The 22,959-nt window shown below is 72.0% G+C and carries 22 protein-coding genes, 2 tRNA genes and 1 pseudogene; 6 read left to right on the top strand and 19 right to left on the bottom strand.

From position 1 onward, the window contains the following. Positions 1-32 precede the first annotated feature (32 nt). The 5 genes from pdxS to pgsA all read right to left on the bottom strand — a co-directional run bounded on the left by pdxS (position 33) and on the right by pgsA (position 4,461). Positions 33-938 (bottom strand): pyridoxal 5'-phosphate synthase lyase subunit PdxS, encoded by a 906-nt coding sequence (pdxS, locus tag IE244_RS17060; protein WP_023552068.1) that lies wholly within the window; start codon positions 936-938, stop codon positions 33-35. A 125-nt stretch (positions 939-1,063) separates the two neighbouring features. Next, positions 1,064-1,606, bottom strand: a complete 543-nt coding sequence (locus tag IE244_RS17055; protein ID WP_031161829.1) for a LemA family protein — start codon at positions 1,604-1,606, stop codon at positions 1,064-1,066. Positions 1,607-1,676: 70 nt separating this feature from the next. Continuing rightward, positions 1,677-2,840: a glycosyltransferase family 4 protein gene (locus tag IE244_RS17050; RefSeq protein ID WP_191874364.1), complete on the bottom strand. Its 1,164-nt coding sequence runs from the start codon at positions 2,838-2,840 to the stop codon at positions 1,677-1,679. Then, complete coding sequence (locus tag IE244_RS17045) at positions 2,837-3,745, bottom strand: phosphatidylinositol mannoside acyltransferase (protein ID WP_191874363.1); 909 nt, start codon at positions 3,743-3,745, stop codon at positions 2,837-2,839. Before IE244_RS17045 ends, IE244_RS17050 begins: the two co-directional genes overlap by 4 nt. Continuing rightward, positions 3,742-4,461: a phosphatidylinositol phosphate synthase gene (gene pgsA, locus IE244_RS17040; protein WP_191874362.1), complete on the bottom strand. Its 720-nt coding sequence runs from the start codon at positions 4,459-4,461 to the stop codon at positions 3,742-3,744. The genes IE244_RS17045 and pgsA overlap by 4 nt, the downstream gene beginning before the upstream one ends. 240 nt (positions 4,462-4,701) lie before the next feature. Here pgsA and IE244_RS17035 point away from each other — a divergent pair, with 240 nt between their 5' ends. Next, on the top strand, positions 4,702-6,903 hold the full coding sequence (locus tag IE244_RS17035) for an elongation factor G-like protein EF-G2 (protein WP_191874361.1): 2,202 nt from the start codon (positions 4,702-4,704) through the stop codon (positions 6,901-6,903). Positions 6,904-7,081: 178 nt separating this feature from the next. Next, positions 7,082-8,728, top strand: a complete 1,647-nt coding sequence (locus IE244_RS17030) for an AbeC-like domain-containing protein (RefSeq protein ID WP_191874360.1) — start codon at positions 7,082-7,084, stop codon at positions 8,726-8,728. Positions 8,729-8,758: 30 nt separating this feature from the next. On the opposite strand, the gene IE244_RS17025 is transcribed toward IE244_RS17030, so the two are convergent. The 4 genes from IE244_RS17025 to IE244_RS17010 all read right to left on the bottom strand — a co-directional run bounded on the left by IE244_RS17025 (position 8,759) and on the right by IE244_RS17010 (position 13,281). Continuing rightward, the gene (locus tag IE244_RS17025; protein WP_191874359.1) at positions 8,759-9,316 is read right to left on the bottom strand and encodes an HIT family protein; all 558 of its coding nucleotides are present in this window, start codon (positions 9,314-9,316) and stop codon (positions 8,759-8,761) included. A 70-nt stretch (positions 9,317-9,386) separates the two neighbouring features. Further along, positions 9,387-11,363: a threonine--tRNA ligase gene (thrS, locus tag IE244_RS17020; RefSeq protein ID WP_191874358.1), complete on the bottom strand. Its 1,977-nt coding sequence runs from the start codon at positions 11,361-11,363 to the stop codon at positions 9,387-9,389. A 122-nt stretch (positions 11,364-11,485) separates the two neighbouring features. Beyond that, a complete protein-coding gene (locus IE244_RS17015) occupies positions 11,486-12,718 on the bottom strand; it encodes a hypothetical protein (protein WP_191874357.1) in 1,233 nt (410 codons plus the stop codon). Then, the gene (locus IE244_RS17010) at positions 12,715-13,281 is read right to left on the bottom strand and encodes a DUF4365 domain-containing protein (protein ID WP_191874356.1); all 567 of its coding nucleotides are present in this window, start codon (positions 13,279-13,281) and stop codon (positions 12,715-12,717) included. The genes IE244_RS17015 and IE244_RS17010 overlap by 4 nt, the downstream gene beginning before the upstream one ends. Positions 13,282-13,449: 168 nt before the next feature. Between IE244_RS17010 and IE244_RS17005 the strand changes: the two genes are divergently transcribed. Beyond that, positions 13,450-14,175, top strand: coding sequence for a 3'-5' exonuclease (locus IE244_RS17005; protein WP_191874355.1), 726 nt, complete (start codon positions 13,450-13,452; stop codon positions 14,173-14,175). 53 nt (positions 14,176-14,228) lie between these two features. Here the strand turns inward: IE244_RS17005 and IE244_RS17000 are convergent. The 5 genes and pseudogenes from IE244_RS17000 to IE244_RS16980 form a co-directional block, all read right to left on the bottom strand. Continuing rightward, positions 14,229-14,300 (bottom strand) — tRNA-Val (locus tag IE244_RS17000). 39 nt (positions 14,301-14,339) lie between these two features. Next, complete coding sequence (locus IE244_RS16995; protein ID WP_031161855.1) at positions 14,340-14,786, bottom strand: SRPBCC family protein; 447 nt, start codon at positions 14,784-14,786, stop codon at positions 14,340-14,342. Between the two features lie 50 nt (positions 14,787-14,836). Beyond that, positions 14,837-15,376 (bottom strand): annotated as a pseudogene (locus tag IE244_RS16990) (extracellular solute-binding protein). An 892-nt stretch (positions 15,377-16,268) separates the two neighbouring features. Then, a tRNA-Val gene (locus IE244_RS16985) sits at positions 16,269-16,340 on the bottom strand. A 70-nt stretch (positions 16,341-16,410) separates the two neighbouring features. Then, complete coding sequence (locus IE244_RS16980) at positions 16,411-16,887, bottom strand: TIGR02611 family protein (protein WP_191874354.1); 477 nt, start codon at positions 16,885-16,887, stop codon at positions 16,411-16,413. 191 nt (positions 16,888-17,078) lie between these two features. Between IE244_RS16980 and IE244_RS16975 the strand changes: the two genes are divergently transcribed. Together IE244_RS16975 and IE244_RS16970 are read left to right on the top strand one after the other, a co-directional pair. After that, positions 17,079-17,492 carry an SsgA family sporulation/cell division regulator gene (locus IE244_RS16975; protein ID WP_004002642.1) on the top strand — a complete coding sequence of 138 codons (414 nt, stop codon included), beginning with the start codon at positions 17,079-17,081 and terminating at the stop codon, positions 17,490-17,492. Positions 17,493-17,767: 275 nt separating this feature from the next. Continuing rightward, the gene (locus IE244_RS16970; RefSeq protein ID WP_191874353.1) at positions 17,768-18,328 is read left to right on the top strand and encodes a CGNR zinc finger domain-containing protein; all 561 of its coding nucleotides are present in this window, start codon (positions 17,768-17,770) and stop codon (positions 18,326-18,328) included. Positions 18,329-18,429: 101 nt separating this feature from the next. Here IE244_RS16970 and IE244_RS16965 read toward each other — a convergent pair whose 3' ends face one another. Both IE244_RS16965 and IE244_RS16960 read right to left on the bottom strand, forming a co-directional pair. Further along, positions 18,430-18,579: a hypothetical protein gene (locus IE244_RS16965; protein ID WP_023552049.1), complete on the bottom strand. Its 150-nt coding sequence runs from the start codon at positions 18,577-18,579 to the stop codon at positions 18,430-18,432. Positions 18,580-18,778: 199 nt separating this feature from the next. Then, positions 18,779-19,222 (bottom strand): hypothetical protein, encoded by a 444-nt coding sequence (locus IE244_RS16960; RefSeq protein ID WP_191874352.1) that lies wholly within the window; start codon positions 19,220-19,222, stop codon positions 18,779-18,781. Between the two features lie 320 nt (positions 19,223-19,542). On the opposite strand from IE244_RS16960, the gene IE244_RS16955 reads away from it, so the two are divergent. Beyond that, positions 19,543-20,067 (top strand): DsbA family protein, encoded by a 525-nt coding sequence (locus IE244_RS16955; RefSeq protein ID WP_191874351.1) that lies wholly within the window; start codon positions 19,543-19,545, stop codon positions 20,065-20,067. Between the two features lie 17 nt (positions 20,068-20,084). Here the strand turns inward: IE244_RS16955 and IE244_RS16950 are convergent, their stop codons facing one another. The 3 genes from IE244_RS16950 to IE244_RS16940 form a co-directional block, all read right to left on the bottom strand. Continuing rightward, positions 20,085-20,909 (bottom strand): GNAT family N-acetyltransferase, encoded by an 825-nt coding sequence (locus IE244_RS16950; protein WP_191874350.1) that lies wholly within the window; start codon positions 20,907-20,909, stop codon positions 20,085-20,087. Between the two features lie 63 nt (positions 20,910-20,972). Continuing rightward, the gene (locus IE244_RS16945) at positions 20,973-21,794 is read right to left on the bottom strand and encodes an aminotransferase class IV (protein ID WP_191874349.1); all 822 of its coding nucleotides are present in this window, start codon (positions 21,792-21,794) and stop codon (positions 20,973-20,975) included. Beyond that, the gene (locus IE244_RS16940) at positions 21,791-22,855 is read right to left on the bottom strand and encodes a chorismate-binding protein (protein ID WP_191874348.1); all 1,065 of its coding nucleotides are present in this window, start codon (positions 22,853-22,855) and stop codon (positions 21,791-21,793) included. The genes IE244_RS16945 and IE244_RS16940 overlap by 4 nt, the downstream gene beginning before the upstream one ends. Positions 22,856-22,959 lie beyond the last annotated feature (104 nt).

The raw sequence follows: 22,959 nt of genomic DNA, 5'->3' as shown, positions 1-22,959 counted from the left end.
ACCTGAGGTCCGTGAGGTCCGTACCGGTGGGCTTACCAGCCACGGTTGGCGTAGCGCTCGGTCTCGGGGAGGGTGTCGCAGTTGATGCCGACCATGGCCTCGCCGAGGTTGCGGGACGCGTCCGCGATGATCTTCGGGTCGTCGTAGAAGGTGGTGGCCTTCACGATGGCGGCGGCGCGCTTGGCCGGGTCGCCGGACTTGAAGATGCCGGAGCCGACGAACACGCCCTCGGCGCCGAGCTGGCGCATCAGGGCCGCGTCGGCCGGGGTGGCCACGCCGCCGGCGGAGAACAGCACCACGGGGAGCTTGCCGAGCTCGGCGACCTCCTTGACCAGCTCGTACGGGGCGCGCAGCTCCTTGGCGGCGGCGTACAGCTCGTGGTTGTCGAAGCCGCGCAGCTTGGCGATCTCGTTCTTGATCTGGCGCAGGTGACGGACGGCCTCGACGACGTTGCCGGTGCCGGCCTCGCCCTTGGAGCGGATCATCGCGGCACCCTCGGCGATGCGGCGCAGGGCCTCGCCCAGGTTGGTGGCGCCACAGACGAACGGGGTGGTGAAGGCCCACTTGTCGGAGTGGTTGACCTCGTCGGCCGGGGTGAGGACCTCGGACTCGTCGATGTAGTCGACGCCGAGGGACTGCAGCACCTGGGCCTCGACGAAGTGGCCGATGCGGGACTTGGCCATCACCGGGATGGAGACGGCGTCGATGATGCCCTCGATCATGTCCGGGTCGGACATGCGGGCCACGCCGCCGTCCTTGCGGATGTCGGCCGGGACCCGCTCCAGCGCCATGACGGCGACGGCGCCCGCGTCCTCGGCGATCTTCGCCTGCTCCGGCGTGACGACGTCCATGATCACGCCGCCCTTGAGCTGCTCGGCCATGCCGCGCTTCACGCGGGCGGTGCCGGTCTCGGGAGCCTGGTTCTCGGTGGTGGACACGGGTGACCTCACTGGTGGGAAAGAGGATTTGTGCACCGACGAGGAAACGCGAGTGGACCAGGCCACAGCAAGGGCCAATGGCAAGCCGGTGGATCCTTTTCGCCCGGCGCGGGTTCTCCCGGCGTTCAGGAAGCCCGCTCCACCAGGGCCGCGGGGGGCTCGTCGTCCATCTCGAAGGCCAGCGGGAACGGGGCATGGCCGGCCAGCCGGAACCAGCGCACCTTGCGGTGCTCACGGAGCCTGCGCGCTGCTCCCACGGCATCGTTGTGGAAGCGGCGTGCCATCGGGACCCGGCGGACGGCCTCGGCCAGCTCACGGGCCGCCTCCTCGCCGCCCGGGGCCTCCCGTACGGCCTCCACCTGGGCCGGGTCCTCGAAGACCGCGCGCAGCGCCTGGGTCAGCTCGCTCTCGGCGACCTCCCGCTGCTCCTCCTCGGCCTGCCGTGCCGCGTGGGCGGCCTCGTACAGCACGATCGAGGCGGCCGGGTCCAGCACCCCCGAGGTGGCGAGCTCCTGTGCGACGGAGGCCCGGCGCAGCAGCTGTGCGTCGAGCGCGGCCCGCGCGGCGTCCATCCGCACATGCAGCCGGTCCAGCCGCCCGGCCGTCCAGCTCAGGTACACGCCGATCGCGACGAGTACGACGAGGATCCAGATGAGGGTTGCGGTCACGGCGGAAGGCTATCGGCTGCCGGGACGCGTCCCGGCGGCGGTCACGGGCCGTCCCGGACCGCCCGCGGCCTCAGTCTCGGGCCAGCCCGAACCGCGCCCGCAGGCCCGTCGTCCGCTCGTCCGCCGCGACCGCCGCCGCGCCGGCCGTCACCGTCTCGTAGACGGACAGGATGTCCGCGCCGACCGTCGACCAGTCGAACCGCCGCACGTGCGTGCTTCCGCGCTCGCGCAGCTCGGCCCGCCGCGCCGGGTCCTCCAGCAGGCGTACGGCCGCCTCGGCGAGCGCGTCGGCGTCCTCGTTGGCGAAGACCGCGCCGGCCTCGCCCTGGTCCAGGACCTGCACGAAGGCGTCCAGGTCGGAGGCGAGCACCGGCGCGCCCGCCGACATCGCCTCGACCAGGATGATGCCGAAGCTCTCGCCGCCGGTGTTGGGCGCGACGTAGAGGTCGACGCTGCGCAGGAGGCGGGCCTTGTCCTCGTCGCTGATCATGCCGAGGAACTCGACGCGCGAGCGGAGCTCCCGGGGCAGCTCCTCGACGGCGGCCTCCTCGTCCCCGCGCCCCGCGACCAGCAGGCGGGTCTGCGGGCGGGCGGCGAGGATCTTCGGCAGGGCCTGCATCAGAACCGGCAGGCCCTTGCGGGGCTCGTCGATCCGGCCGATGAACCCGAGGGTGTCCCCCTGCCACTCGGGCCTGGGCTCGGCCTTGGCGAAGAAGTCGACGTCGACGCCGTTGGGGATGACCACGGCGTCCCCGCCGAGGTGCTCGACCAGGGTGCGGCGGGCGTACTCGCTGACCGCGATCCGCGCGCTGATCTTCTCCAGGGCGGCCTGCAGGATCGCGTACGCGGCGATCATCGCCCGGGAGCGCGGGTTGGAGGTGTGGAAGGTGGCCACGATGGGCCCGGAGGCGGCCCAGCAGGTGAGCAGGCCCAGCGAGGGCGAGGTCGGCTCGTGGATGTGGACCACGTCGAAGGCGCCCTCGTGCAGCCAGCGCCGCACCCGTGCCGCCGACAGGAAGCCGAAGTTCAGGCGGGCGACCGAGCCGTTGTAGGGCACCGGGACCGCCCGGCCGGCCGAGACGACGTACGCCGGCAGCGGGGTGTCGTCGTCGGCCGGGGCGAGCACGGAGACGTCGTGGCCGAGGCGGAGGAAGTACTCGGCGAGGTCGCGGATGTGGAACTGGACGCCCCCGGGCACGTCCCAGGAGTACGGGCAGACGATCCCGATTCTCACGAGGGTCCCTTCGCGGGGTCGAGGTCGGCGAGCCACAGCCGTTGGAGCATGTGCCAGTCCTCCGGATGGTCGGCGATGCCGCCGGCGAAGGCGTCGGCCAGCGCCTGTGTCATGACAGACGTCTTCTCGGCCCGGGTACCTGACCCGGGGACCTCGATCGGGGAATGGACCTGGCCCTGCATGATCGGCGAGTCGTCGTACCACAGCGTGACCGGGAGCAGCAGCGCGCCGGTCTGCTGGGCGAGCAGCGCCGGGCCCGCGGGCATCCGGGTGGTCTCGCCGAAGAAGTCGACCTCGACGCCGGAGGCGGACAGATCCCGGTCGGCGACGAGGCAGACCAGGCCGCCGTCGCGCAGCCGACGGGCGAGGGTGCCGAAGGCGGAGCCGCCGCTGTGCGGCAGGACCTCCATGCCGAGTCCCTCGCGGTAGGCGACGAAGCGGTCGTACAGCGTCTCGGGCTTCAGCCGCTCGGCGACGGTCGTGAACGGCGTTTCCAGCTTGGTGGTGACCCAGGCGCCGGCCAGGTCGTAGTTGGCCATGTGCGGCAGGGCCAGGATCACGCCGTTGCCGGCGGCCAGCCCGTCGGTCAGGAAATGTATGTCCTTCGGGTCGAAGCCCGCACGCACGCGCTCCCGGCTCCAGGCCGGGAGCCGGAAGGACTCCATCCAGTAGCGCAGGTACGAGCGCATGCCCGCGCGGGACAGCTCGCGCAGGCGCTCCGGGCCCGCGCCGGGCACCACGCGCGCGTAGTTCGACTCCAGGCGCTGTACGCCCTTGCCGCGCTGCTTCCAGGCGAGGTCGGCGATGCTCCGCCCGAGGCGGACCGCGACCGGTTCCGGGAGCTTCTTGACCGTGCTCCAGCCGGCGCCGTACAGCGCGTCGCTGAGGCGTTCGGCGGCGCTCACTGCGCGGCCTCGCTGGGGCTCTGCCGGGTCGCCGCCTCGGCCTCGGCCGACTCGCGGCGGACGGTGACGACGCGCTGGATGAGCGTGACGAGGCTGCCGACGGCGACGATCCACAGGGCGATCGGCAGCAGCCACTGGATGCCCGGGACGCCGAACTTGTGCAGGCCCGCGAAACCGGCCGCGACCAGCGAGATCACCAGCCGCTCGGCGCGTTCGACGAGGCCGTTGACGGCGACCGGCAGCCCGATGGACTCGCCGCGCGCCTTGGTGTACGACACCACCTGGCCGCTGGCCAGGCAGAAGATCGAGACCGCGCACAGGACGTTGTCGTTCCCGTGGCCCGCGTACCAGAGGGCGAAGCCGCCGAAGATGGCGCCGTCGGCGACCCGGTCGAGGGTGGAGTCCAGGAAGGCGCCCCAGCGGCTGGAGCGGCCCAGCTGACGGGCCATGTTGCCGTCGACCAGGTCGGAGAAGACGAACAGGGTGATCACGACCGTGCCCCAGAAGAACTCACCCCGGGGGTAGAAGACCAGCGCTCCCGCGACCACACCGGCCGTGCCGATGAGCGTGACCGTGTCGGGGCTCACGCCCCGGCGGATGAGAAACGCGGCGAACGGCGTGAGGACACGCGTGAAGAATGCACGCGCGTACTTGTTCAGCATGGCCTTCCCGACGGTCGGTGTCGCCGCGGCCCTGGTGGCCTCCGGCTGGCCCATCGTAGCCACGCGCACGCGTGCGTGACGGGCGGGCACCCGCACCCCGTGGAGCGAACCGGTGCTCGCCGCCGCGCGCGGGCGCGCGTGACGTGATCGGCGTCCGCCGCCGTCGTTCGTATGGACGCAGCGTGACGGGAGTGGAAAGCTCGAATAACCGCGGGCGACGCCGGAGCCGCCAGAGCACGCGGGTCCCGCGTGTCCGCGCCCACAGTGACCTCACCGTGCACGGGAGGCAGGATCATGGGCGACAAAGCACAGACTCACCACCCCGGGGCCGCCGGCAGGGCTCTGGAGGCCGACCAGCCCGCGTCCGTACGGAACGTGGTACTGGTCGGCCACTCCGGTTCGGGCAAGACGACGCTGGTGGAGGCCCTCGCGCTGAGTGCGGGGGCGCTGAACCGGGCGGGCCGCGTCGAGGACGGCGCCACCGTCTCGGACTACGACGACATCGAGCACCGGCAGCAGCGCTCCGTACAGCTCTCCCTGGTGCCGGTCGAATGGGACGGCATCAAGATCAACCTCCTCGACACCCCCGGATACGCGGACTTCGTCGGGGAGCTCAGGGCCGGTCTGCGCGCCGCGGACGCGGCCCTGTTCGTCGTCTCGGCCGCGGACGGCGTGGACGGCTCGACCCGGATCGTCTGGGAGGAGTGCGCGGCCGTCGGCATGCCGCGCGCGATCGTGATCACCCACCTGGAGGCCGCGCGCGCGGACTTCGAGGAGATGACGCGGATCTGCGCGGAGGCCTTCGGCGGCGACGACCCCGACGCCGTACTCCCGCTGTACCTGCCGCTGCGCGGCCCCGAGGGTCCCGACGGACACGCGCCCGTGACCGGGCTGACCGGGCTGCTGTCGCGGAAGCTGTTCGACTACTCGACCGGGGAGCGCAAGGAGTCCGAGCCCGGCGAGGACCAGCTGCCGGACATCGAGGAGGCCCGCAACCGGCTCATCGAGGGGATCATCGCCGAGAGCGAGGACGAGACCCTGATGGACCGCTATCTCGGCGGCGAGCAGGTCGACGTCAGGACGCTGATCCAGGACCTGGAGCGGGCCGTCGCACGGGGCGCGTTCTTCCCCGTACTGGCCGCCGCCCCGGCCACCGAGGGGGCCAAACAGGGGCTCGGCACGGTGGAGCTGCTGGAGCTGGTCACCGGCGGGTTCCCGACCCCGTTCGAGCACCCGCTGCCCGACGTCACGACCGTCGACGGCAAGCCGCGCGAGCTGAAGCCGTGCGACACCGGCGGCCCGCTGGTCGCCGAGGTCGTCAAGACCGCGTCCGACCCCTACGTGGGCCGCGTCTCCCTGGTCCGCGTGTTCTCCGGCACCCTGCGCCCCGACCAGACGGTGCACGTCTCGGGGCACGGCCTGGCCGACCGTGGGCACGAGGACCACGACGTCGACGAGAAGGTCGGCGCCCTGTCCATGCCGTTCGGCAAGCAGCAGCGCCCGGTGACGCACGCGGTCGCCGGCGACCTGGTGTGCGTGGCCAAGCTCGGGCGGGCCGAGACCGGGGACACGCTCTCCGCGAAGGACGACCCGCTGCTGATGGAGCCCTGGCGGATGCCCGACCCGCTGCTCCCGCTCGCCATCCAGGCGCACAGCAAGGCCGACGAGGACAAGCTCTCGCAGGGCCTGTCCCGGCTGGTGGCCGAGGACCCGACGATGCGGCTGGAGCAGAACCAGGACACCCACCAGGTGGTCCTGTGGTGTCTGGGCGAGGCGCACGCGGACGTCGCCCTGGAACGGCTGCGCAGCCGCTACGGCGTCCAGGTCGACGTCGTCCCGCACCGGGTCTCGCTGCGGGAGACGTTCGCGAACAGGGCCGCCGGGCGCGGCCGGCATGTGAAGCAGTCCGGCGGGCACGGGCAGTACGCCATCTGTGAGATCGAGGTGGAGCCGCTGCCGGGCGGCTCCGGCATCGAGTTCGTGGACAAGGTGGTCGGCGGCGCCGTACCGCGCCAGTTCATCCCGTCCGTGGAGAAGGGCGTGCGGGCCCAGGCCGCCAAGGGGGTCGCCGCCGGCTATCCGCTCGTGGACGTACGGGTCACGCTGGTCGACGGCAAGGCGCACTCGGTGGACTCCTCCGACGCCGCCTTCCAGACGGCGGGCGCGCTGGCGCTGCGCGAGGCCGCGGCGGACGCGCGGATCCATCTGCTGGAGCCGGTCGCCGAGGTGTCCGTGCTCGTCGGCGACGACTACGTGGGCGCCGTGATGAGCGACCTGTCCAGCCGGCGCGGCCGGGTGCTCGGCACCGAACAGGTGGGCTCGGGCCGGACCGTGATCCGGGCCGAGGTGCCCGAGTTCGAGATCGGCCGGTACGCCGTCGACCTGCGTTCGCTGTCGCACGGCACGGCCCGCTTCGACCGCTCCTACGCCCGGCACGAGCCGATGCCGGCGCAGATCGCCGAGCGGGTCCGTGAACAGGCCGGTGACAACGCCTAGCTGACGGGGGGTCATCGGGCGCACAACCCGGCGCACGGGCGGGCGGCTTCGGCCGTCCGCCCGCGGGCTGTCGGTGGCGGCGGATACGCTGATCACCACGAGGGCCTGTTCAACAGGTGTGCGGACCGGAGAAGTCGGGAAGGCCGCAGAAGCAAGGCCGGCGGCGATGGGGGCGGGAATGTCGTTGGGAACGGAGTGGGACGGGCCCCAGGTGCCCGTCTCGGGCGACGAGGGGCAGGCGGCGACCTCCGCGCTGGCTTCCGCGGCGTACCGGGACAGCCCGATCGAGGAGATCAAGAAGGCCGACAACGAATGGCATCAGTCGGCCGTCACGGCCGGCAAGATCGCGCTGCTGAGGCCCAATCTGGGGGAGGCGTTCTCGCGGGCCGTGGTCGCCCGCATGCTCGCTCCCGGCCGCAAGCCGCTCATCCAGTCCTTCGGCTCCGAGCCGCAGTTCGTGGTCGAGCACTGCCTCGCGGCGAACAACATCCGCCGGGAGCGCGACAACCGGCTGACCGCGGTGACGGTCCTGTGCGGCGTGCTCTTCCTGCCCGGGCTGATCACCTGGCTGCTCGTCTTCCAGCTGCGCACGCTCGTCGCCAAGCGTGACGACAGGCGGGCCGGGACGCTCGCCACCGTGCTGCTCCTCGGTGTCGGCGTGCTCGCCGCGCTGTTCCTGCTCAAGATGCCGTTCAGTGGCTTCTGGGCGTGGTACGCCCGGGCGTGCGTCGTGCTGCCCGTGCTCGGCTGGCTCTGGGCCAAGCAGATCTGCGAGCGCACGGCCAGGGATCTACGGGCCCGCTGGGGCGGCCTGCTCTCGGGCACCAGCGTCGGCGCCAAGGTCCCCGAGGCCGTGCCGCGCGGCCCCAACCAGACGGCGGCCGAGGAGCTGCGCCAGTCGCTGGCCCGGCTCACCGCCGAACAGCAGTCGAACTCGGTCTTCTACGCCGGCCCCAAGGGCATACTCGGCATGGGCACCCGCTGGGGTTCCTGGCAGCTCGCCGAGGACCTGGTCCCCGCCGACCCGACCCGGGAGATCCACCCGTTCCGCAGCTGGGACGTGATACGCGCGATCCACGACCAGCTCGCCCTGCTGGAGCGCGGCCCGCTGAACACCGGCGGCTTCCCCAAGCCGTCGATACGGCACTGGATCGTCACGCCGATCGGCGAGAAGGCCGGAGAGGTGGCCCGGCCCGAGGGCACCGACGTCGAGGCCTTCCAGGTCAAGCCGCACGCCATACAGGAGATCTGCAACAAGCAGCAGTTCGGCAGCGGCGACCGGCACTACCTGGGCGTGCAGTGGACGCTGTGGGACGGTCAGCTGGTCCTCACCATGCTGATCACGGTGACGGTGCTGCACGAGACACTGCGCATCGAGGTCACCGGGCATGCGCTGGGGCCGGTGAACCCGCTGTTCACCGCCAAGCCGGAGCCGCCGAGCAAGGAGGTCGCCAAGTCCCTCAAGCCCTGGGAGACCCGCAAGGTCATGCTGCCGCTGGTGACCACGGACGAGGTGGTGCGGCTCGCCGCGCGCGCCCCGCTGACCTGGTATCCGCCGCTGCTCAACTGGCTCGGCGGCTCGCTGGGTCTGCCCGAGCCGTTCGGTCTGCGGCACGCCTGGGCCGACCAGCCGTGGCGCCACCGCTTCATGGCCGACGACGCGCTGCGCGCGGCCACCCCGGTGCTGCGGGTGGTGCACTCGGCGGCGATCAGGGTGCTGAGGGAGAACGGCGTGGACACGGACAAGTTCGGTATGCGTTCGGGCATCCTCAGCGGGTTGGTGCAGGACCCGACGCCCCGGAAGGCCGACCTGTACGACGCGTGAGCGGTGCCCTCGGCAGAGGGCACCTGTCGCCTACGCCGACCACGCCTCCGCCAGCATCTTCCTGGTGTCGGCCAGCAGCTGGGGCAGCACCTTGGTGTGACCGACGACCGGCATGAAGTTCGTGTCGCCGCCCCAGCGCGGGACGATGTGCTGGTGGAGGTGGGCGGCGATGCCGGCGCCGGCGACCGTGCCCTGGTTCATGCCGATGTTGAAGCCGTGCGCGCCGGACGCGTTGCGCAGGGCGGCCATCGCCTGCTTGGTCAACTCGGCCAGCTCGGCGGTCTCCGGCCCGGTCAGCTCGGTGTAGTCGGCTACGTGCCGGTACGGCACGGTCATCAGATGACCGCCGTTGTACGGGTAGAGGTTGAGGACGGCGTACACGTGCTCGCCGCGCCGGACGATCAGTCCGTCCTCGTCGGACTTGGCCGGGATCGAGCAGAAGGGACAGCCGTCGTCGGCCCCCGGACCGCTCGGCTTGTTCTCGCCCTGGATGTACGCCATCCGGTGGGGCGTCCACAGGCGCTGGAACGCGTCCTGCGTCCCCACTCCGATCTGCTGCTCCGGCTCACTCGTCATGCTGTGCAGCATATGGCGTCGCCGCTGACGACGGGAAAGGCCCCCGGAAAGACGATCCCGGGGGCCTTGTGGAGCGGGTGGGTCAGACCTGGACCCGGTCCTCCACGACCTTCGCGATCTTCGCGATGGCCTCGTCGAACGGGATGCCGTTCTCCTGGGATCCGTCGCGGTAGCGGAAGGAGACCGAGCCGTTCGACATGTCCTCGTCGCCCGCGATGACCATGAAGGGCACCTTCTGCTTCTGGGCGTTGCGGATCTTCTTCTGCATACGGTCGGAGGAGGAGTCGACCTCGACGCGCAGGCCCTTCTTCCGGGCCGCCGCCGCGAACTTCTCCAGGTACTCCACGTGCCCGTCGCCGATCGGGATGCCGAGCGCCTGGACCGGGGCCAGCCAGGCCGGGAACGCGCCCGCGTAGTGCTCCAGCAGGACGGCGAAGAAACGCTCGATGGAGCCGAAGAGGGCGCGGTGGATCATCACCGGGCGCTGCTTGGAGCCGTCGGGGCCGGTGTACTCCAGGTTGAACCGCTCGGGCAGGTTGAAGTCGAGCTGGATGGTCGACATCTGCCAGGTGCGGCCGATCGCGTCCTTGGTCTGGACGGAGATCTTCGGGCCGTAGAAGGCGGCGCCGCCCGGGTCGGGCACGAGGGGCAGGCCCTGCTTCTCGGCGACCTGGCGCAGCGTCTCGGTCGCCTCCTCCCAGACCTCGTCGGAGCCGACGAACTTCTCCGGGTCCTTGGTGGACAGCTCCAGGTAGAAGTCGGTCAGGCCGTAGTCGCGCAGCAGCCCGAGGACGAAGGTGAGCGTCTTGTCCAGTTCCTCGGACATCTGCTCACGGGTGCAGTAGATGTGCGCGTCGTCCTGCGTGAAGCCCCGGGCGCGGGTCAGGCCGTGCACGACGCCCGACTTCTCGTACCGGTACACGGTCCCGAACTCGAAGAGACGCAGGGGCAGTTCGCGGTAGGAGCGGCCGCGCGCGTCGAAGATCAGGTTGTGCATCGGGCAGTTCATGGGCTTGAGGTAGTAGTCCACGCCCTCGTCGAGCTGCATGGGCGGGTACATGCCCTCGGCGTACCAGTCCAGGTGCCCGGACGTCTCGAAGAGCTTCCCCTTCGTGGCGTGCGGGGTGTAGACGAACTCGTAGCCCTCTTCCTCGTGCCGGCGGCGCGAGTAGTCCTCCATCACGCGGCGGACGATGCCGCCCTTGGGGTGGAAGACGGCGAGGCCGGAGCCGATCTGCTCCGGGATGGAGAAGAGGTCCAGCTCGGTACCGAGCTTGCGGTGGTCGCGCTTCTCGGCCTCGGCGAGGAAGTCCAGGTACCCCTTCAGCTCGTCCTTGGACGGCCAGGCGGTGCCGTAGATGCGCTGCAGCATCGGGTTCTTCTCGCTGCCGCGCCAGTAGGCGGCCGCGTTGCGCATCAGCTTGAACGCCGGGATGAGCCGGGTCGAGGGCAGGTGGGGACCGCGGCAGAGGTCCTTCCAGCACAGCTCGCCGGTCTTGGCGTCCAGGTTGTCGTAGATCGTCAGCTCGCCGGCGCCGACCTCGACGTCCGCGCCGTCGTCGTGCGACGCCGAGCCCTTGAGGCCGATCAGCTCCAGCTTGTACGGCTCGGAAGCCAGCTCCTCACGGGCCGCCTCGTCGGTGACGACGCGCCGGGAGAAGCGCTGACCGCGCTTCTGGATCTCCTGCATCTTCTTCTCGACGGCCTTGAGATCCTCGGGCGTGAACGGCTTCTCGACGTCGAAGTCGTAGTAGAAGCCGTCCTTGACGGGCGGGCCGATGCCCAGCTTGGCCTCGGGGAACAGCTCCTGCACGGCCTGCGCCATGACGTGCGCGGTGGAATGGCGCAGGATGTTCAGGCCGTCCTCGGACGAGATCTCGACGCCCTCGACCTCGTCACCGTCGGCAAGTTCGTACGCGAGGTCCTTCAGCTCGCCGGCCACACGCGCGGCGATGATCGAGCGCTCGCCCGCGAAGAGGTCGGCGGCCGTAGTGCCCGTCGTCACCACGCGTTCTTCCCGCTCGGAATCGCGTTGGATGATCACACGGACGTCTGACACCGGTCTCTCCTGACTGAAGGTGGGGTGCGGCGCCATACCAGGAGCGCGCGCACAGGCGATCGTACCGACCCGACGGCACCGACCGCGAAACGGTCACCCTCAGTCCCCCTCCCCTTACTCCTTCAGTCCCCCTCCCCGTAGGACTCCCCGCACGCCTCCTCGAAGAAGTCGAGGTTCTCCTGCAGGGCTTTCATCAGCCGGTCCCGCTCGGCCTCGTCCACCTGCACGGGGACGACCCCGGAGGCGCCGGTGAGCCGGCGGAAACCGCCGCGGCGCTCCAGCCGGCCGTGCACGCGCACCGGGAGTCCGACGAGGTGGGCGTGGCCGGCGATGCGGTAGTCCTCCTCGTCCAGGGTGACGCGGACGTGCGGCACCTCGGCGCCCGCGAGGACGCGCAGCCGTACGGTGCCCTCGCCGCCGGGCCCGGAGCGGCGCATGCGGACGACGGCGCCGGTGACACGGACCGGGACGGAGGGTTCCTCACACACATAGCGGGCGGCGGCCTCGCGCAGGGCGGGCAGGTCGCCGGGCGAGAACTCGACGGGTTCGGCCGAGGCCGCGCAGCCCTCGGGGACGCCGGCGCCGGGCGCCCAGGCGACGGCGATGCGGGCGCCCTCGGTGCCCCGGACGAGTGTGGCCAGCGCCTCGGTCAGCTCACGGCTGGCCCCGGCCTCGACCGCGCCGTCGAAGGCGTCCATGCCTCCGGTGGCCCGCTGGTAGTCGATGGCCTCGCGGACCGCGTACAGGGCCTGGTGGAGGCGGACGGCGAGGGGGCGGCCGGTGGGCACGGGCACGAACGCGGTGAGGTGGCGGCCCTCGGTGGCGGGGCCGACGAGGACGTCCTCCAGGAGTGCGGTGGCGGCGCGGCGGTGGCGGGCGCCGTAGTAGCCGGCACGCGCGCGTGTGGCGAGCGCGGCGGCGAGCAGCATCTGCCGGGCGGCGGCGCGCAGTTGCTCGTCCGCCGTCCAGGGGGCGGCGCCGACGGGTCCGCTCGGCGTGTCCCGCCACCAGCGGATCTCGTCGCTGGGCACGGCGAGCGAGATCAGCACCTCGCGGGCGGCGGGGGTGTCGCTGCGGGCGAGGGCGTCGAGGGCCTCGCCGAGCAGGTCGTCGCTGTCGGGGAAGGCCCGGCTCTCCGGCACCAGCAGGCTGGTCCCGCCGCCGCCCGGGCCGGGCGGGGTCCAGCGGCCGTACCGGCCCGCCGCTCCCCCGCGCCGCTGCCAGCCGTGCCGGTGCAGCAGGGCGCCGAGCACGGCGGGGTCGACCTGTGCGGGGTCGGGGGGCCGGTGCCAGGCGAGGTCGTCGGGATGCGGCCGGACCTGGCGCGGCAGCTCCTCGTACGGACGGCTCCTCATGGCCTGCCTCCCGTCCCGACGCGCGTCATGATCTCGCAGAGCGCCCGGTCGTCGAAGATGCGCGAGGTCGGGATCCGCACGGTGGTCCGGTGCCGGCCGGTGATGGCGTGACCGGCGAGGTTGACCCAGTAACAGCAGTGCCTGAGGTCGAGCCGGTCGTGGCTGGCGCGCAGCCAGTCGTCCTGCGAGCGCGGGACGAGCATGACGACCAGGATCTTGTGCACCGAGACGGGTGTGCGGGCGAGCTTGCGCAGGTGGTCGTTGTCGAGGGTGAAGGAGAAGTAGCGCCCCGGGGGGTTCGGTGCGACCTGGTACGTGGCCTTCAGCTGGACCTTGATGGTGACCTCGTCGTCGACGGTGTGTCCGGGCGCGCTGTGGCTGACGTGCCAGTCGATGCCGTTGTCCGGGAAGGGCTGGGACAGCGAGCAGCCGGCCGCGGCGGCGACCGCGTGCAGATAGCCGACCTGCAGTGTCTCCATGCAGGCGGTGGTGGCGAGCGTGCCGCGAAGGGGGCCCGTGCGCTCGGGCAGCAGCCCGCCCCGCTCAGGCTGCGCAATGGCCATGACCAACAGCCTTCCAAGCCAAGTGTTTCCCCGCTGTGGGCCGCTGAACAGCAAAGACCCGTACTCCTGTTGTCTCCTTGCGGCGTACGGCGCAAACGGCCCGGGTATCACCAAACGGGCAGAAGACGGATCGTCACCTGTCCTGGGTGAACGAGGAGTTGGGTTGGGATGACGTACTGGTACGAGGGGCCGCTGGCCGCCTTCGACACGGAGACGACGGGCGTGGACGTCGAGACCGACCGGATCGTGTCGGCCGCCGTCGTCGTCCAGGACGCGCCGGGGACCCGGCCCCGGATTTCCCGCTGGCTGGTGAATCCGGGAGTGCCGGTGCCCGAGCAGGCGACGGCGGTACACGGGCTGACGGAGGAGCACCTGCAGCGCAACGGCCGCTGGCCGGCCCCGGTGATGTACGAGATAGCCGAGCAGCTGGCGGAGCACGCGGCGATGGGCCGCCCGCTGGTGGTGATGAACGCGCCGTTCGATCTGACGCTGCTGGACCGGGAGTTGCGCCGGCACCGCGCGTCCTCGCTGGACCGCTGGTTCGAGGCGACCCCGCTGCGGGTGCTGGACCCGCGGGTGCTGGACAAGCACCTGGACCGCTACCGCAAGGGCCGTCGCACGCTGACCGACCTGTGCGCGCACTACGGCGTGACGCTGCAGGACGCGCACGACGCGGCGGCGGACGCGCTGGCCGCCCTGGACGTCGTACGGGCCCTGGGCCGCCGTTTCGCGACCCGGCTGGAGCGTCTCTCCCCCGCCGAACTGCACACGCTCCAGGCCAACTGGCACGCGGCCCAGGCGCGTGGCCTTCAGGCGTGGTTCGCGCGCAGCGGCTCGGACGAGATCGTCAGCACGGACTGGCCGCTGCGGCCGGAGCTGCCGGCGGCGGCATGAGACCGCTCAACACGCAGAAGGCCGGTCCGCTGCTGCGGACCGGCCTTTCCCGGTGGGCGATACTGGGTTCGAACCAGTGACCTCTTCGGTGTGAACGAAGCGCTCTCCCACTGAGCTAATCGCCCGGGAACGCACTGAACAATACAGGTCCCGGCGCCCTTCGTTCAAACCGCTCGCAGATGGCGCAGGAGTCCGCGCCGCCCGGCCCGCATCATCAGGCGGTGGTTGAGGCGGAAGAGCGGGCGTCCAGGCACGGCCAGCCGCCTGAGCAGGGGCTTGGTCACCTCCACGACCTGGTCGTACCGGGCGAGGGTCCCCGGCCCGGCCGCCGTGACGGTCCAGCGGGCCCAGCCCTCGATGTCTCCGGACACGGTGACCTCCAGCACGCCGGCGTCGGGGGCGCGGCGGGTCTGCCGTGCGGTGAAGGTCATGTCGTAGGGCAGCAGGGAGCGGATGGTGATCACACCCGTGTCGGCGTCCAGCCGGGTCACCGCGCGGACCTGCGGCCACCAGAGCGGATAGTCCTCGGGCCGCTCCAGCACCGCGTACACGGCGGCCGGCGGGGCGGGCAGCGGCCACAGGCTGCGGAAGCGGTAGTGGGTCCAGTCCATGGCGGGAGTCTGCCCGTACCCGTGCGGTGCATGGATCTGAGTACGCGTACTCATGTGCCGCGCCGTGGCGTGGGCAAGACTCGGGGGCGAGCGCCGCCGCCCGTGCGACGGCGCTCCCCTTCACCCGCACCGGGCCCCGGCCAGGGCACCCGGTCGCCGGCCTTCTGGAACCCCTTTTTGTCGATGACGAGCGCCATGGGGTTGGCACCGACCAGAATTCCGAGCCGCTTTCCGTCGACCTCGCCGACCGTCGTCACGCCGTCCCGGAAGTGATCCAGGGTCAGATTGCCTGTCTGCACATGGGACTTGAGGTCGAGGGGAATTCCTCGCTTGTCGTACTTCCGGAGAAAGGTGACGGCATTTTGGAAAACGTCCGGGGGATTACCGCCGGGGGCCTGGGCCTGGAACTTCTGTCAGAAGTCTGGTTGATCTTCTTGGCCCGCTCCTCGGCGCCCCGCCACGGGTAACGGATCGTCACACCCGGCCGTCGCGGCGAGCCCGAGCGCGGCCGCGGAGGCCCCGGCCGCCTTCAGGATCGTGCGCCTCTCGAAATTCCCGCTGGTTCCATGATCGCGCCCTGCCCGCAACATCGCTTCCACCGTCGTGAATCGCTGCGAGTAAGCGCTTGCTGGAACCGCCTGCCGAGCTGAGCCCTTCCGCCCGGTCGGCCTCTGTACACAGGGCCCCTGGAGGCGCGCCAGCCACGACGCCGGGTGTCGAGGGCGAACGGCAGGGCCGGCGTCGTGAGCGGTCGGTCCTGCCGAGGTCGTGAGCGGTCGGTCCTGCCGACGCCGCAGGGCCGAGCGACCTCTCCCCGGCACCACGAGCCATCGCGCCTGTCAGCACCCTCCAGACGACCGACGCCCCGACGCCGTGAGCCATCGATCGCGTCGGTACCCGCGACCTGAGCGGGCTTGCCGGCACCTTGGCCCGTCGGCCGTGTCGGCACCACTCAAGCAAGCCGCTCCACTCCGGCCCGAGCAGCGCCCTCCGGCCGAGCGGCGTCCGGCGCCGGGAGGGTCCGCCAGGCGGCGCCAGGCGATTCGCCCGCGTCGCGTCAGGAAGCCGGGTGCCGGGTGCCGTGGGACGGAGCGCCAGGAGGGCGCTCCCTGCAGGGCGCTCCGCATCGGTATGACCCGCAGGCTCGGACGCCGGGCGGCCCTTGCCTGCGCCCGCGCTGGGCCCCCGCCCAGGCGACCACAGCCCCCGGCCCGCACCGCCACCATCCCCCGCCTCGCAGCCGTCGGTCACAGCGCCGCCTTCCCCCGCGGCCCGCACCGCCGCCTCCGCCCGGGCGCCACACTCCCGCCAGCACCGGCGTCCGCCCAGGCGCAGCCCATCCGGCGCCACCTGGGCGCACGTCTCCACCCTCCCCCACGCCCCGGCCATGCGCCCGCGCGGGCACCCGCGCCCCGCCTGCCCCGCGGGCACGAAAACGCCGACGGCCCACCTGCTGTCGTGCAGGTGGGCCGTCGGTCCGGGTGGGCGATACTGGGTTCGAACCAGTGACCTCTTCGGTGTGAACGAAGCGCTCTCCCACTGAGCTAATCGCCCGGGCGCAGGAAGAACATTACCCCATGTCAGGGGGTGCCTCCGACCAGGGCCCGGGGCGGCGGAGCCGGAGTCACTGATCCTTGATCTTCCAGGGCACAGCCAGGCCGAACTTCCACAGGTAGACCGCCGCCAGCGCGCCCACGATCACCAGCCCGACCGCCGTCAACGTGATGTTGCGGCGCCGCACCCTGGGGTCGAGGGCTCGCTGGGCGGCCTCGGTGACCTTGCGTTTGGTCCAGCGGAGCACGAGCTGCGCCCAGACGAACTCGGTCGCCCAGATCGCCATGCCTCCGAAGATCACCACCCAGCCGGGTCCCGGCAGCGGCAGCATGACGATGCCCGCGGCCACGACCGCGAGGCCGACCACGAAGACGCCGACCTGCCAGCTCAGATGCAGCAGCCGGCGGGCCTTGATGAATTCCGGCGCCCGGGAGCCGAGCCCGCCACCGTCCTCGCGTCCCGCCTCCTGCCCGGCCCCCCGCCGGTCCGCGTTCGCGCTGTCCGCTGCCACGGCGACCTCGCCCGGCTCGTCACTCCCCGTATTCATACAGACAAACCCTACCGGAGTGAATCCAGTCACCGGAATGGACGTAGGTCTCGTACGAGTTCTCGGCCGGAAGAGTTACGTAAAGACACGCAAAACCCTCAGAGGGGTTTACAACGGCATCGTAGGTGGCATGTCGATTTCGCCGACGTGCGAATCCCCGAGCGCACACTGAGCGAAAGGCCCTGGCGCTTATGAACACCACGGTCAGCTGCGAGCTGCACCTGCGCCTCGTTGTGTCGAGCGAGTCCTCCCTGCCTGTCCCCGCAGGCCTGCGGTACGACACGGCCGACCCCTACGCCGTGCACGCCACCTTCCACACCGGAGCCGAGGAGACCGTCGAGTGGGTGTTCGCCCGCGACCTCCTCGCTGAGGGGCTCCACCGGCCCACCGGCACCGGCGACGTCCGTGTCTGGCCGTCGCGCAGCCATGGTCAGGGCGTCGTGTGTATCGCCCTCAGCTCCCCGGAGGGGGAAGCCTTGCTGGAGGCCCCGGCGCGGGCCCTGGAGTCCTTCCTGAAGCGAACCGACGCCGCCGTGCCGCCCGGCACGGAACACCGGCACTTCGATCTGGATCAGGAGCTCTCGCACATCCTGGCGGAGAGCTAGGTCGCGCCCCACGAAAGCAGCCCGGCGCCGTCCACTCGGGGAGACGGCTCGGGCCAAGACAACCGCATACGGCACAGGCCGGCGCCGTCACCGTGAGCGAGTCGCGGGACGGCGTCGGCCTGTGCCCGCCTGCCGCGCCGCGGGAACCGTGGGGGGCACGGCGGCGTTCTACCGGCAAGCGAGCCGGGCGGTGGACGGTGCGGCGAACGGGGTTGTCGCTACCATCGGCCAGCATCGGCGGGCGTCCGCCCGACCCCCAGGCCAGGGAGCGAAACGTGCTGATCACCCACGACACCCGGTGCGCCCTCGACACCGTGGTCGATCTGGTGAACACCGCGCCGGAGGACGACGCGGCGGCGGACGGACTGCCCGATGTCCCGGCTCTCGCGGATTTCGTACGAAACCACGAGATCAGCGATGTCGGTGTGCTGTCGGAGTTCGACCTCTCGGCGGTGCGCAGGGTCCGGGGGCGCTTCGCGGCGATCTTCGCCGCTCCTGACGCGCGCGCGGCCGCAGGGCTGATCAACGAACTGGTCGCCGCCGCGGGCACCACCCCGCGCCTGACCGACCACGACGGTTACGACTGGCATGTGCACTACTTCGCACCCGGCGCCTCCGTGGCCGACCACCTCGCCGCCGACTGCGGGATGGCACTCGCCTTCTTCGTGGTGGCCGGCGAGCAGGAGCGGCTGCGGCGCTGCGAGGCACCGGACTGCCGGCGCGCCTTCGTCGACCTCTCCCGCAACCGCTCACGCCGCTACTGCGACAGCCGCACCTGCGGGAACCGGCTGCATGTGGCCGCCTACCGGGCCAGGCGCAAGGAAGCGACCGGCTGAGGCACCGCAGGCGCGCCCACCGCTCGAAGAGCCCGGTCCGGGCGTCCGTCCCGGGGGCGACGTCGGTCCCGGCGGGTGGCGCCGGGACGGACGTGTACGGCTCACAGCAACAGCAGGTCGTGCAGCGCAGCCATGAGGAGCAGACACCCGATCACCGCAAGGAAGATCATCAGCGGTGGCTGGGATAGGGCGAAGAGGCACCCGCGCGGCTCGTCCTTCGGCGGCGCGGCCTCGCTCTCTGTATCCAGCATCTCGTGGCCGATAATGGCGCAGGAGGAACCTCCTGCGCGATCAACCCACCAGCGATATGCGGGAGTTGCCGCATTCCGCGCCATCTCGTCCGACTTGATTCGGCTTGTGAACGGTTGCGCACGTGCACGCGACGGTCTGTGTCGTTTCAGCCCGAGGGCGCCCGCGGCGCCGTGGCACCCCCGCGGCGGCGTACCGCGCTCATATGCCGTGTTTCTTGAGGATGGCCTCGATGTCGCCGAAGTCGTCGCCGGAGCCGGTGGCGCGCGGCGCGGTGGCGGACCCGGTCGCGGGCCGGGTGCCCGTGCCCAGCGAGGGCGCGGAGGCCGCGGGTGCCACGGCCTCGGCCTGGTCGCCACGGGCCGCTCGGCGCTCGGCGCGGGTGCCGCCGCGCCGGCGTTCGACCGCCCGGGTGCCCGCGAACAGGAGCCAGGCACCACCCAGGACGCCGAACCCGGCCCACGCCGTGGGGCTGAAGGCGGTGTCGGCCAGCCAGCCGACGACCCCCGTCATCACCAGGCCGACCGGCACCAGGGAGTAGGCCGCGATGCGTGTCGCCGCGAGGAAGCGCTTGCGGTAGGCCGTGACCACCGCGATGCCCAGGCCCGCCGCGGACACGGCGGAGCAGACGGTCTCGGCAATCATCCGGTCCTCCTGGCGGCTCGGTCGGGGTGGAAAGCGTGCGGTGCGCGGACCCGGCAGGGCGCACCGCCTCCTCCCCCATCCTGCACCGCCTCGTCCTCGCGATGCCACGCTCCCGCGCGAGATCAGGGACATCTCCGGGTCGCCTCCTCCTGGGGTGCCGGGGAGGTGCCGTGCCTCCCGCGCCCTGGGGTGCCGGTGAGGTGCCGTGCCTCCCGCGCCCTGGGGTGCCGGTGAGGTGCCGTGCCTCCCGCGCACCCCGTGCCCGGCAGCCGTACCGTCCCGATTGGGTCACCCGCGTCCGGCCTGGAAGACTGGTCGGCATGAGCGACTCCTCCCCCGCACGCACCGGCGCCCTGGTCCTCGACGTCTGGTGCGAACTGCAGTGCCCGGACTGCCGTACCGCCCTGGACGACGTCCGCGCCCTGCGCGCCCGCTACGGCGACCGGCTGGAGCTGCGGCTGCGGCACTTCCCCCTGGAGAAGCACAAGCACGCCTTCGCCGCCGCACAGGCCGCCGAGGAGGCGCTGGCGCAGGACAAGGGCTGGCCGTACGTGGAGGCCGTACTGGAGCGGGTCGAGGAGCTGGACCGCCGGGGAGAACCCTTCCTGGTCGAGCTGGCCCGTGAACTCGGTCTGGACGCCGAGGAGTTCGACACCGCGCTGATCGACGGCCGGCACATCCTGATCGTGGACGCCGACCAGGCCGAGGGCAAGGCGATCGGCGTGACCGGCACGCCGACGTACGTCATCGGCGGCGAACGCCTCGACGGCGGCAAGAGCCAGGAAGGGCTGCGCGAGCGCATCGAGGAGATCGCCGACCGGCTGCTGGGCGAGCAGGACGCCTGAGCGCCTGGTCCCGGCCCCTAGAGCAGGGGCTTGGCCAGGGAATGTGCCGTGGTCTCATAGCCGAGCGACTCGTACAGCCGCTCGGCCGGGGTGTTGCCGGCGAAGACGTTGAGGCCGAGGACCGGCCGGCCGGCCTCGATCGCCTGGCGCTCGGCGAGCAGCATGAGCGTACGGCCGTGCCCCCTGCCGCGGTGGGCCGCGGCGGTCTCGACGTCGAACACGAACGCCTTGCCGTCCTCCAGGGACAGCCACAGCGTGCCCACCGGGTCCCCTCGGTGCTCCAGGACGCTGAAGAGCATGCCGTCGGTCGCGAGCCCGTGCGGCAGCAGTCGTTCATGGTCGTGTCGGGCCTTGGCGCGGGCCACGGCCTCGGGGAGACCGCGCTCCATCCACGTGCGCGCGTACCGCTCGCTCTCGTGCTCCTGCCAGGCGTCGAAGTCGGCCCGGCTCATGGGCCGCCCGGTGCTGCCCGGCGGCAGCTCGGGCGGGGTGGTGCCGAGGCGTTTCTCCATGCCACGGTTGCGCGGGGTGTAGCCCAGGGCACCGAAGAGGCGCAGGGCGACGTCCGCCGGCGCGGGGACGCGTGTCTCGATCTGGGTGCAGCCCCAGCCGCGCGCCACCTCCTCGGCGGCGAGTGCGGCGACCGTACCCCGGCCGCGGCGCCGGTCGGGCTCGGCGATCCACAGCTCGATCACGCAGGCCACCGAGTCCCCCAGGGACGGCGAGGTGCCGAGGTGGATCTCGCCCACGGGGCGGCTGTTCACGCACACCTGGTAGCGGCGCGAACAGGTGCCGTCGGCGTGGCGCTGGAGCGGCTCGACCGGCCGCAGGGTCGTGGTCATCACAGGTGTTCTACCCGCAGCCGACGGCCCAGTCAGCCCGTTTTCCCGGACGTCGGTCCCGGCTCAGGGGTCCAGGTCCTGCCCGGACCGCTCGTCGAAGATCTGCATCGCCTTCGCTGTCACCGGGCCCGGGGTACCGGGCAGCTCGCGGTCGTCGACCCGGTGCACGGCCTGGACGTCCCGCAGGGTCGAGGTGAGGAAGACCTCGTCCGCGCGCTCCAGCACGTCCAGCGGGAGGTCGGTCTCCTTGGCGCCCGTCCACTCGACGGCCAGCGCGCGGGTGATCCCGGCGAGGCAGCCGGAGGCGACCGGGGGGGTGTGGATCTCGCCGTCCAGGACGACGAAGACGTTCGACCCGGTGCCCTCGCAGAGCTGTCCGACGGTGTTGCCGAACAGCGCTTCCGAGGCACCGCGTTCGTGGGCGTGGGCGAGGGCCACGACGTTCTCGGCGTACGACGTGGTCTTCAGGCCGGTCAGCGCACCGCGCTCGTTGCGGGTCCACGGGACCGTGACCACGGCGGTGGTGTCCGGCCGGCGGGCGGTCTCGCCGAGGGCGACCATCAGGGTCGGGCCGTGGTCGCCGCGGTCGGAGCCGAGCGGGCCGTGGCCGCCGGTGTAGGTGATCCGCAGCCGGCCGAGCGGCATCGGATTCGCCTCCAGGACGGCCGCGCAGGCCTCCCGGACCTCGTCGTGGTCGGGCTCGGGCAGGCCGAGGCCCCGGGCCGAGCGGGTCAGCCGGTCCAGGTGCCGGGTGAGCGCGAAGGGCCGGCCGTGGGCCGCCTTCACGGTCTCGAAGACGCCGTCGCCGACGGTCAGCCCATGGTCGAAGGCGGAGACGCGGGCCGACTCGAGGTCCCGCAGTGCGCCGTCCAGCCAGATCCTCATGAGTACACCCCTCCACTCGCCTCGTACGCTCCCGACGCTACCGCGAGCAGTCGGGACGCCTTCAGCTCGGTCTCCCGCCACTCCCCCTCCGGGTCGGAGCCCCAGGTGATGCCGGCGCCGGTGCCGAAGCGCAGCACCGCCGCGGCGCCGTCGGGCCGGTCGATCCAGAAGGTGCGGATGCCCACGGCCAGCTCGCCCACGCCCCGGTCGGCGTCGACCCAGCCGATGCCGCCGCAGTACGGCCCGCGCGGCGCGGTCTCCAGGGCCTCGATGATCCGCAGGGCGCTCGACTTCGGCGCGCCGGTCACCGAGCCGGGCGGGAAGGCGGCGGTGAGCAGGTCGGACCAGCCGGCCGTGTCCCGCAGCTCGCCGCGGACGGTGGACACCAGGTGGACCAGGCCCGGGTGCTTCTCCACGGCGCACAGGTCCGGGACGGTCACGCTCCCGGTCCTGCAGACACGCCCGAGGTCGTTGCGGACCAGGTCCACGATCATCACGTTCTCGGCGTAGTCCTTCTCCAGGAGGTCCGCCTCCGTGCGGCCGGTGCCCTTGATGGGGCCCGACTCCACGACACGGCCGTCCCGGCGCAGGAACAGCTCGGGCGAGGCGGTGGCGATCTCCACCCCGTGCTCCGGCAGCCGGATCGTCCCGGCGTACGGCGCGGGGTTGCCGCGGGCCAGCAGGGCGGTCAGGGCGTCCACGTCGGCGTCCGGGGCGACCGGCGCGCTGAGCACCCGGCAGAGGTTGGCCTGGTAGACCTCGCCGGCCGCGATGTGGGCGCGTATCCGGCGGACGGCCGCCGTGTACGCGGCCCGGTCCAGGGAGGAGGCCCAGTCCCCCACCGCCGGCCCCCGCCAGCCGCCCGGCACCGGGGCGGGCACCGGTTCCTCGCGTACGTCCGCGAAGCGGGCGCAGGTCAGCCTGCCCTCGAAGTCCGCGCAGACGGCCCAGAAGCCCGCGGAGTCCAGGGCGGCGGGATCACTGGTGACGTCGAGGAGGCCGGTGGCGACGCGGTCGCCGAAGCGGGCCAGGGCAGGCAGCCGGGAAGGGTGGTGGAGCACGGGGTCGAGTCTAGGACGGGTGTCCGAGAGGTGGCCCCGGGATGACCCCGAGGGGGCCCTGACCACGTCGTCCATGAGAGGCACCGCAGCACGCTGCGCAAACG

The organism is Streptomyces filipinensis (genome assembly GCF_014649495.1).
GTDB classification, from domain to species: domain Bacteria; phylum Actinomycetota; class Actinomycetes; order Streptomycetales; family Streptomycetaceae; genus Streptomyces; species Streptomyces filipinensis.
This window is presented reverse-complemented; position numbering and strand designations above follow the sequence as displayed.

What these genes read in the sequence shown, in the direction of transcription:
- IE244_RS16965 (WP_023552049.1), bottom strand. Translation starts at nt 18,579, where the DNA reads ATGCTGGATACAGAGAGCGAGGCCGCGCCGCCGAAGGACGAGCCGCGC.
- IE244_RS17030 (WP_191874360.1), top strand. Translation starts at nt 7,082, where the DNA reads ATGTCGTTGGGAACGGAGTGGGACGGGCCCCAGGTGCCCGTCTCGGGC.
- IE244_RS17025 (WP_191874359.1), bottom strand. Translation starts at nt 9,316, where the DNA reads ATGCTGCACAGCATGACGAGTGAGCCGGAGCAGCAGATCGGAGTGGGG.
- IE244_RS16995 (WP_031161855.1), bottom strand. Translation starts at nt 14,786, where the DNA reads ATGGACTGGACCCACTACCGCTTCCGCAGCCTGTGGCCGCTGCCCGCC.
- IE244_RS16945 (WP_191874349.1), bottom strand. Translation starts at nt 21,794, where the DNA reads ATGAGGATCTGGCTGGACGGCGCACTGCGGGACCTCGAGTCGGCCCGC.
- IE244_RS16980 (WP_191874354.1), bottom strand. Translation starts at nt 16,887, where the DNA reads ATGAATACGGGGAGTGACGAGCCGGGCGAGGTCGCCGTGGCAGCGGAC.
- IE244_RS17005 (WP_191874355.1), top strand. Translation starts at nt 13,450, where the DNA reads ATGACGTACTGGTACGAGGGGCCGCTGGCCGCCTTCGACACGGAGACG.
- IE244_RS17035 (WP_191874361.1), top strand. Translation starts at nt 4,702, where the DNA reads ATGGGCGACAAAGCACAGACTCACCACCCCGGGGCCGCCGGCAGGGCT.
- IE244_RS16955 (WP_191874351.1), top strand. Translation starts at nt 19,543, where the DNA reads ATGAGCGACTCCTCCCCCGCACGCACCGGCGCCCTGGTCCTCGACGTC.
- IE244_RS16975 (WP_004002642.1), top strand. Translation starts at nt 17,079, where the DNA reads ATGAACACCACGGTCAGCTGCGAGCTGCACCTGCGCCTCGTTGTGTCG.
- IE244_RS16950 (WP_191874350.1), bottom strand. Translation starts at nt 20,909, where the DNA reads ATGACCACGACCCTGCGGCCGGTCGAGCCGCTCCAGCGCCACGCCGAC.
- pgsA (WP_191874362.1), bottom strand. Translation starts at nt 4,461, where the DNA reads ATGGGCCAGCCGGAGGCCACCAGGGCCGCGGCGACACCGACCGTCGGG.
- IE244_RS16960 (WP_191874352.1), bottom strand. Translation starts at nt 19,222, where the DNA reads ATGATTGCCGAGACCGTCTGCTCCGCCGTGTCCGCGGCGGGCCTGGGC.
- IE244_RS17015 (WP_191874357.1), bottom strand. Translation starts at nt 12,718, where the DNA reads ATGAGGAGCCGTCCGTACGAGGAGCTGCCGCGCCAGGTCCGGCCGCAT.
- IE244_RS17010 (WP_191874356.1), bottom strand. Translation starts at nt 13,281, where the DNA reads ATGGCCATTGCGCAGCCTGAGCGGGGCGGGCTGCTGCCCGAGCGCACG.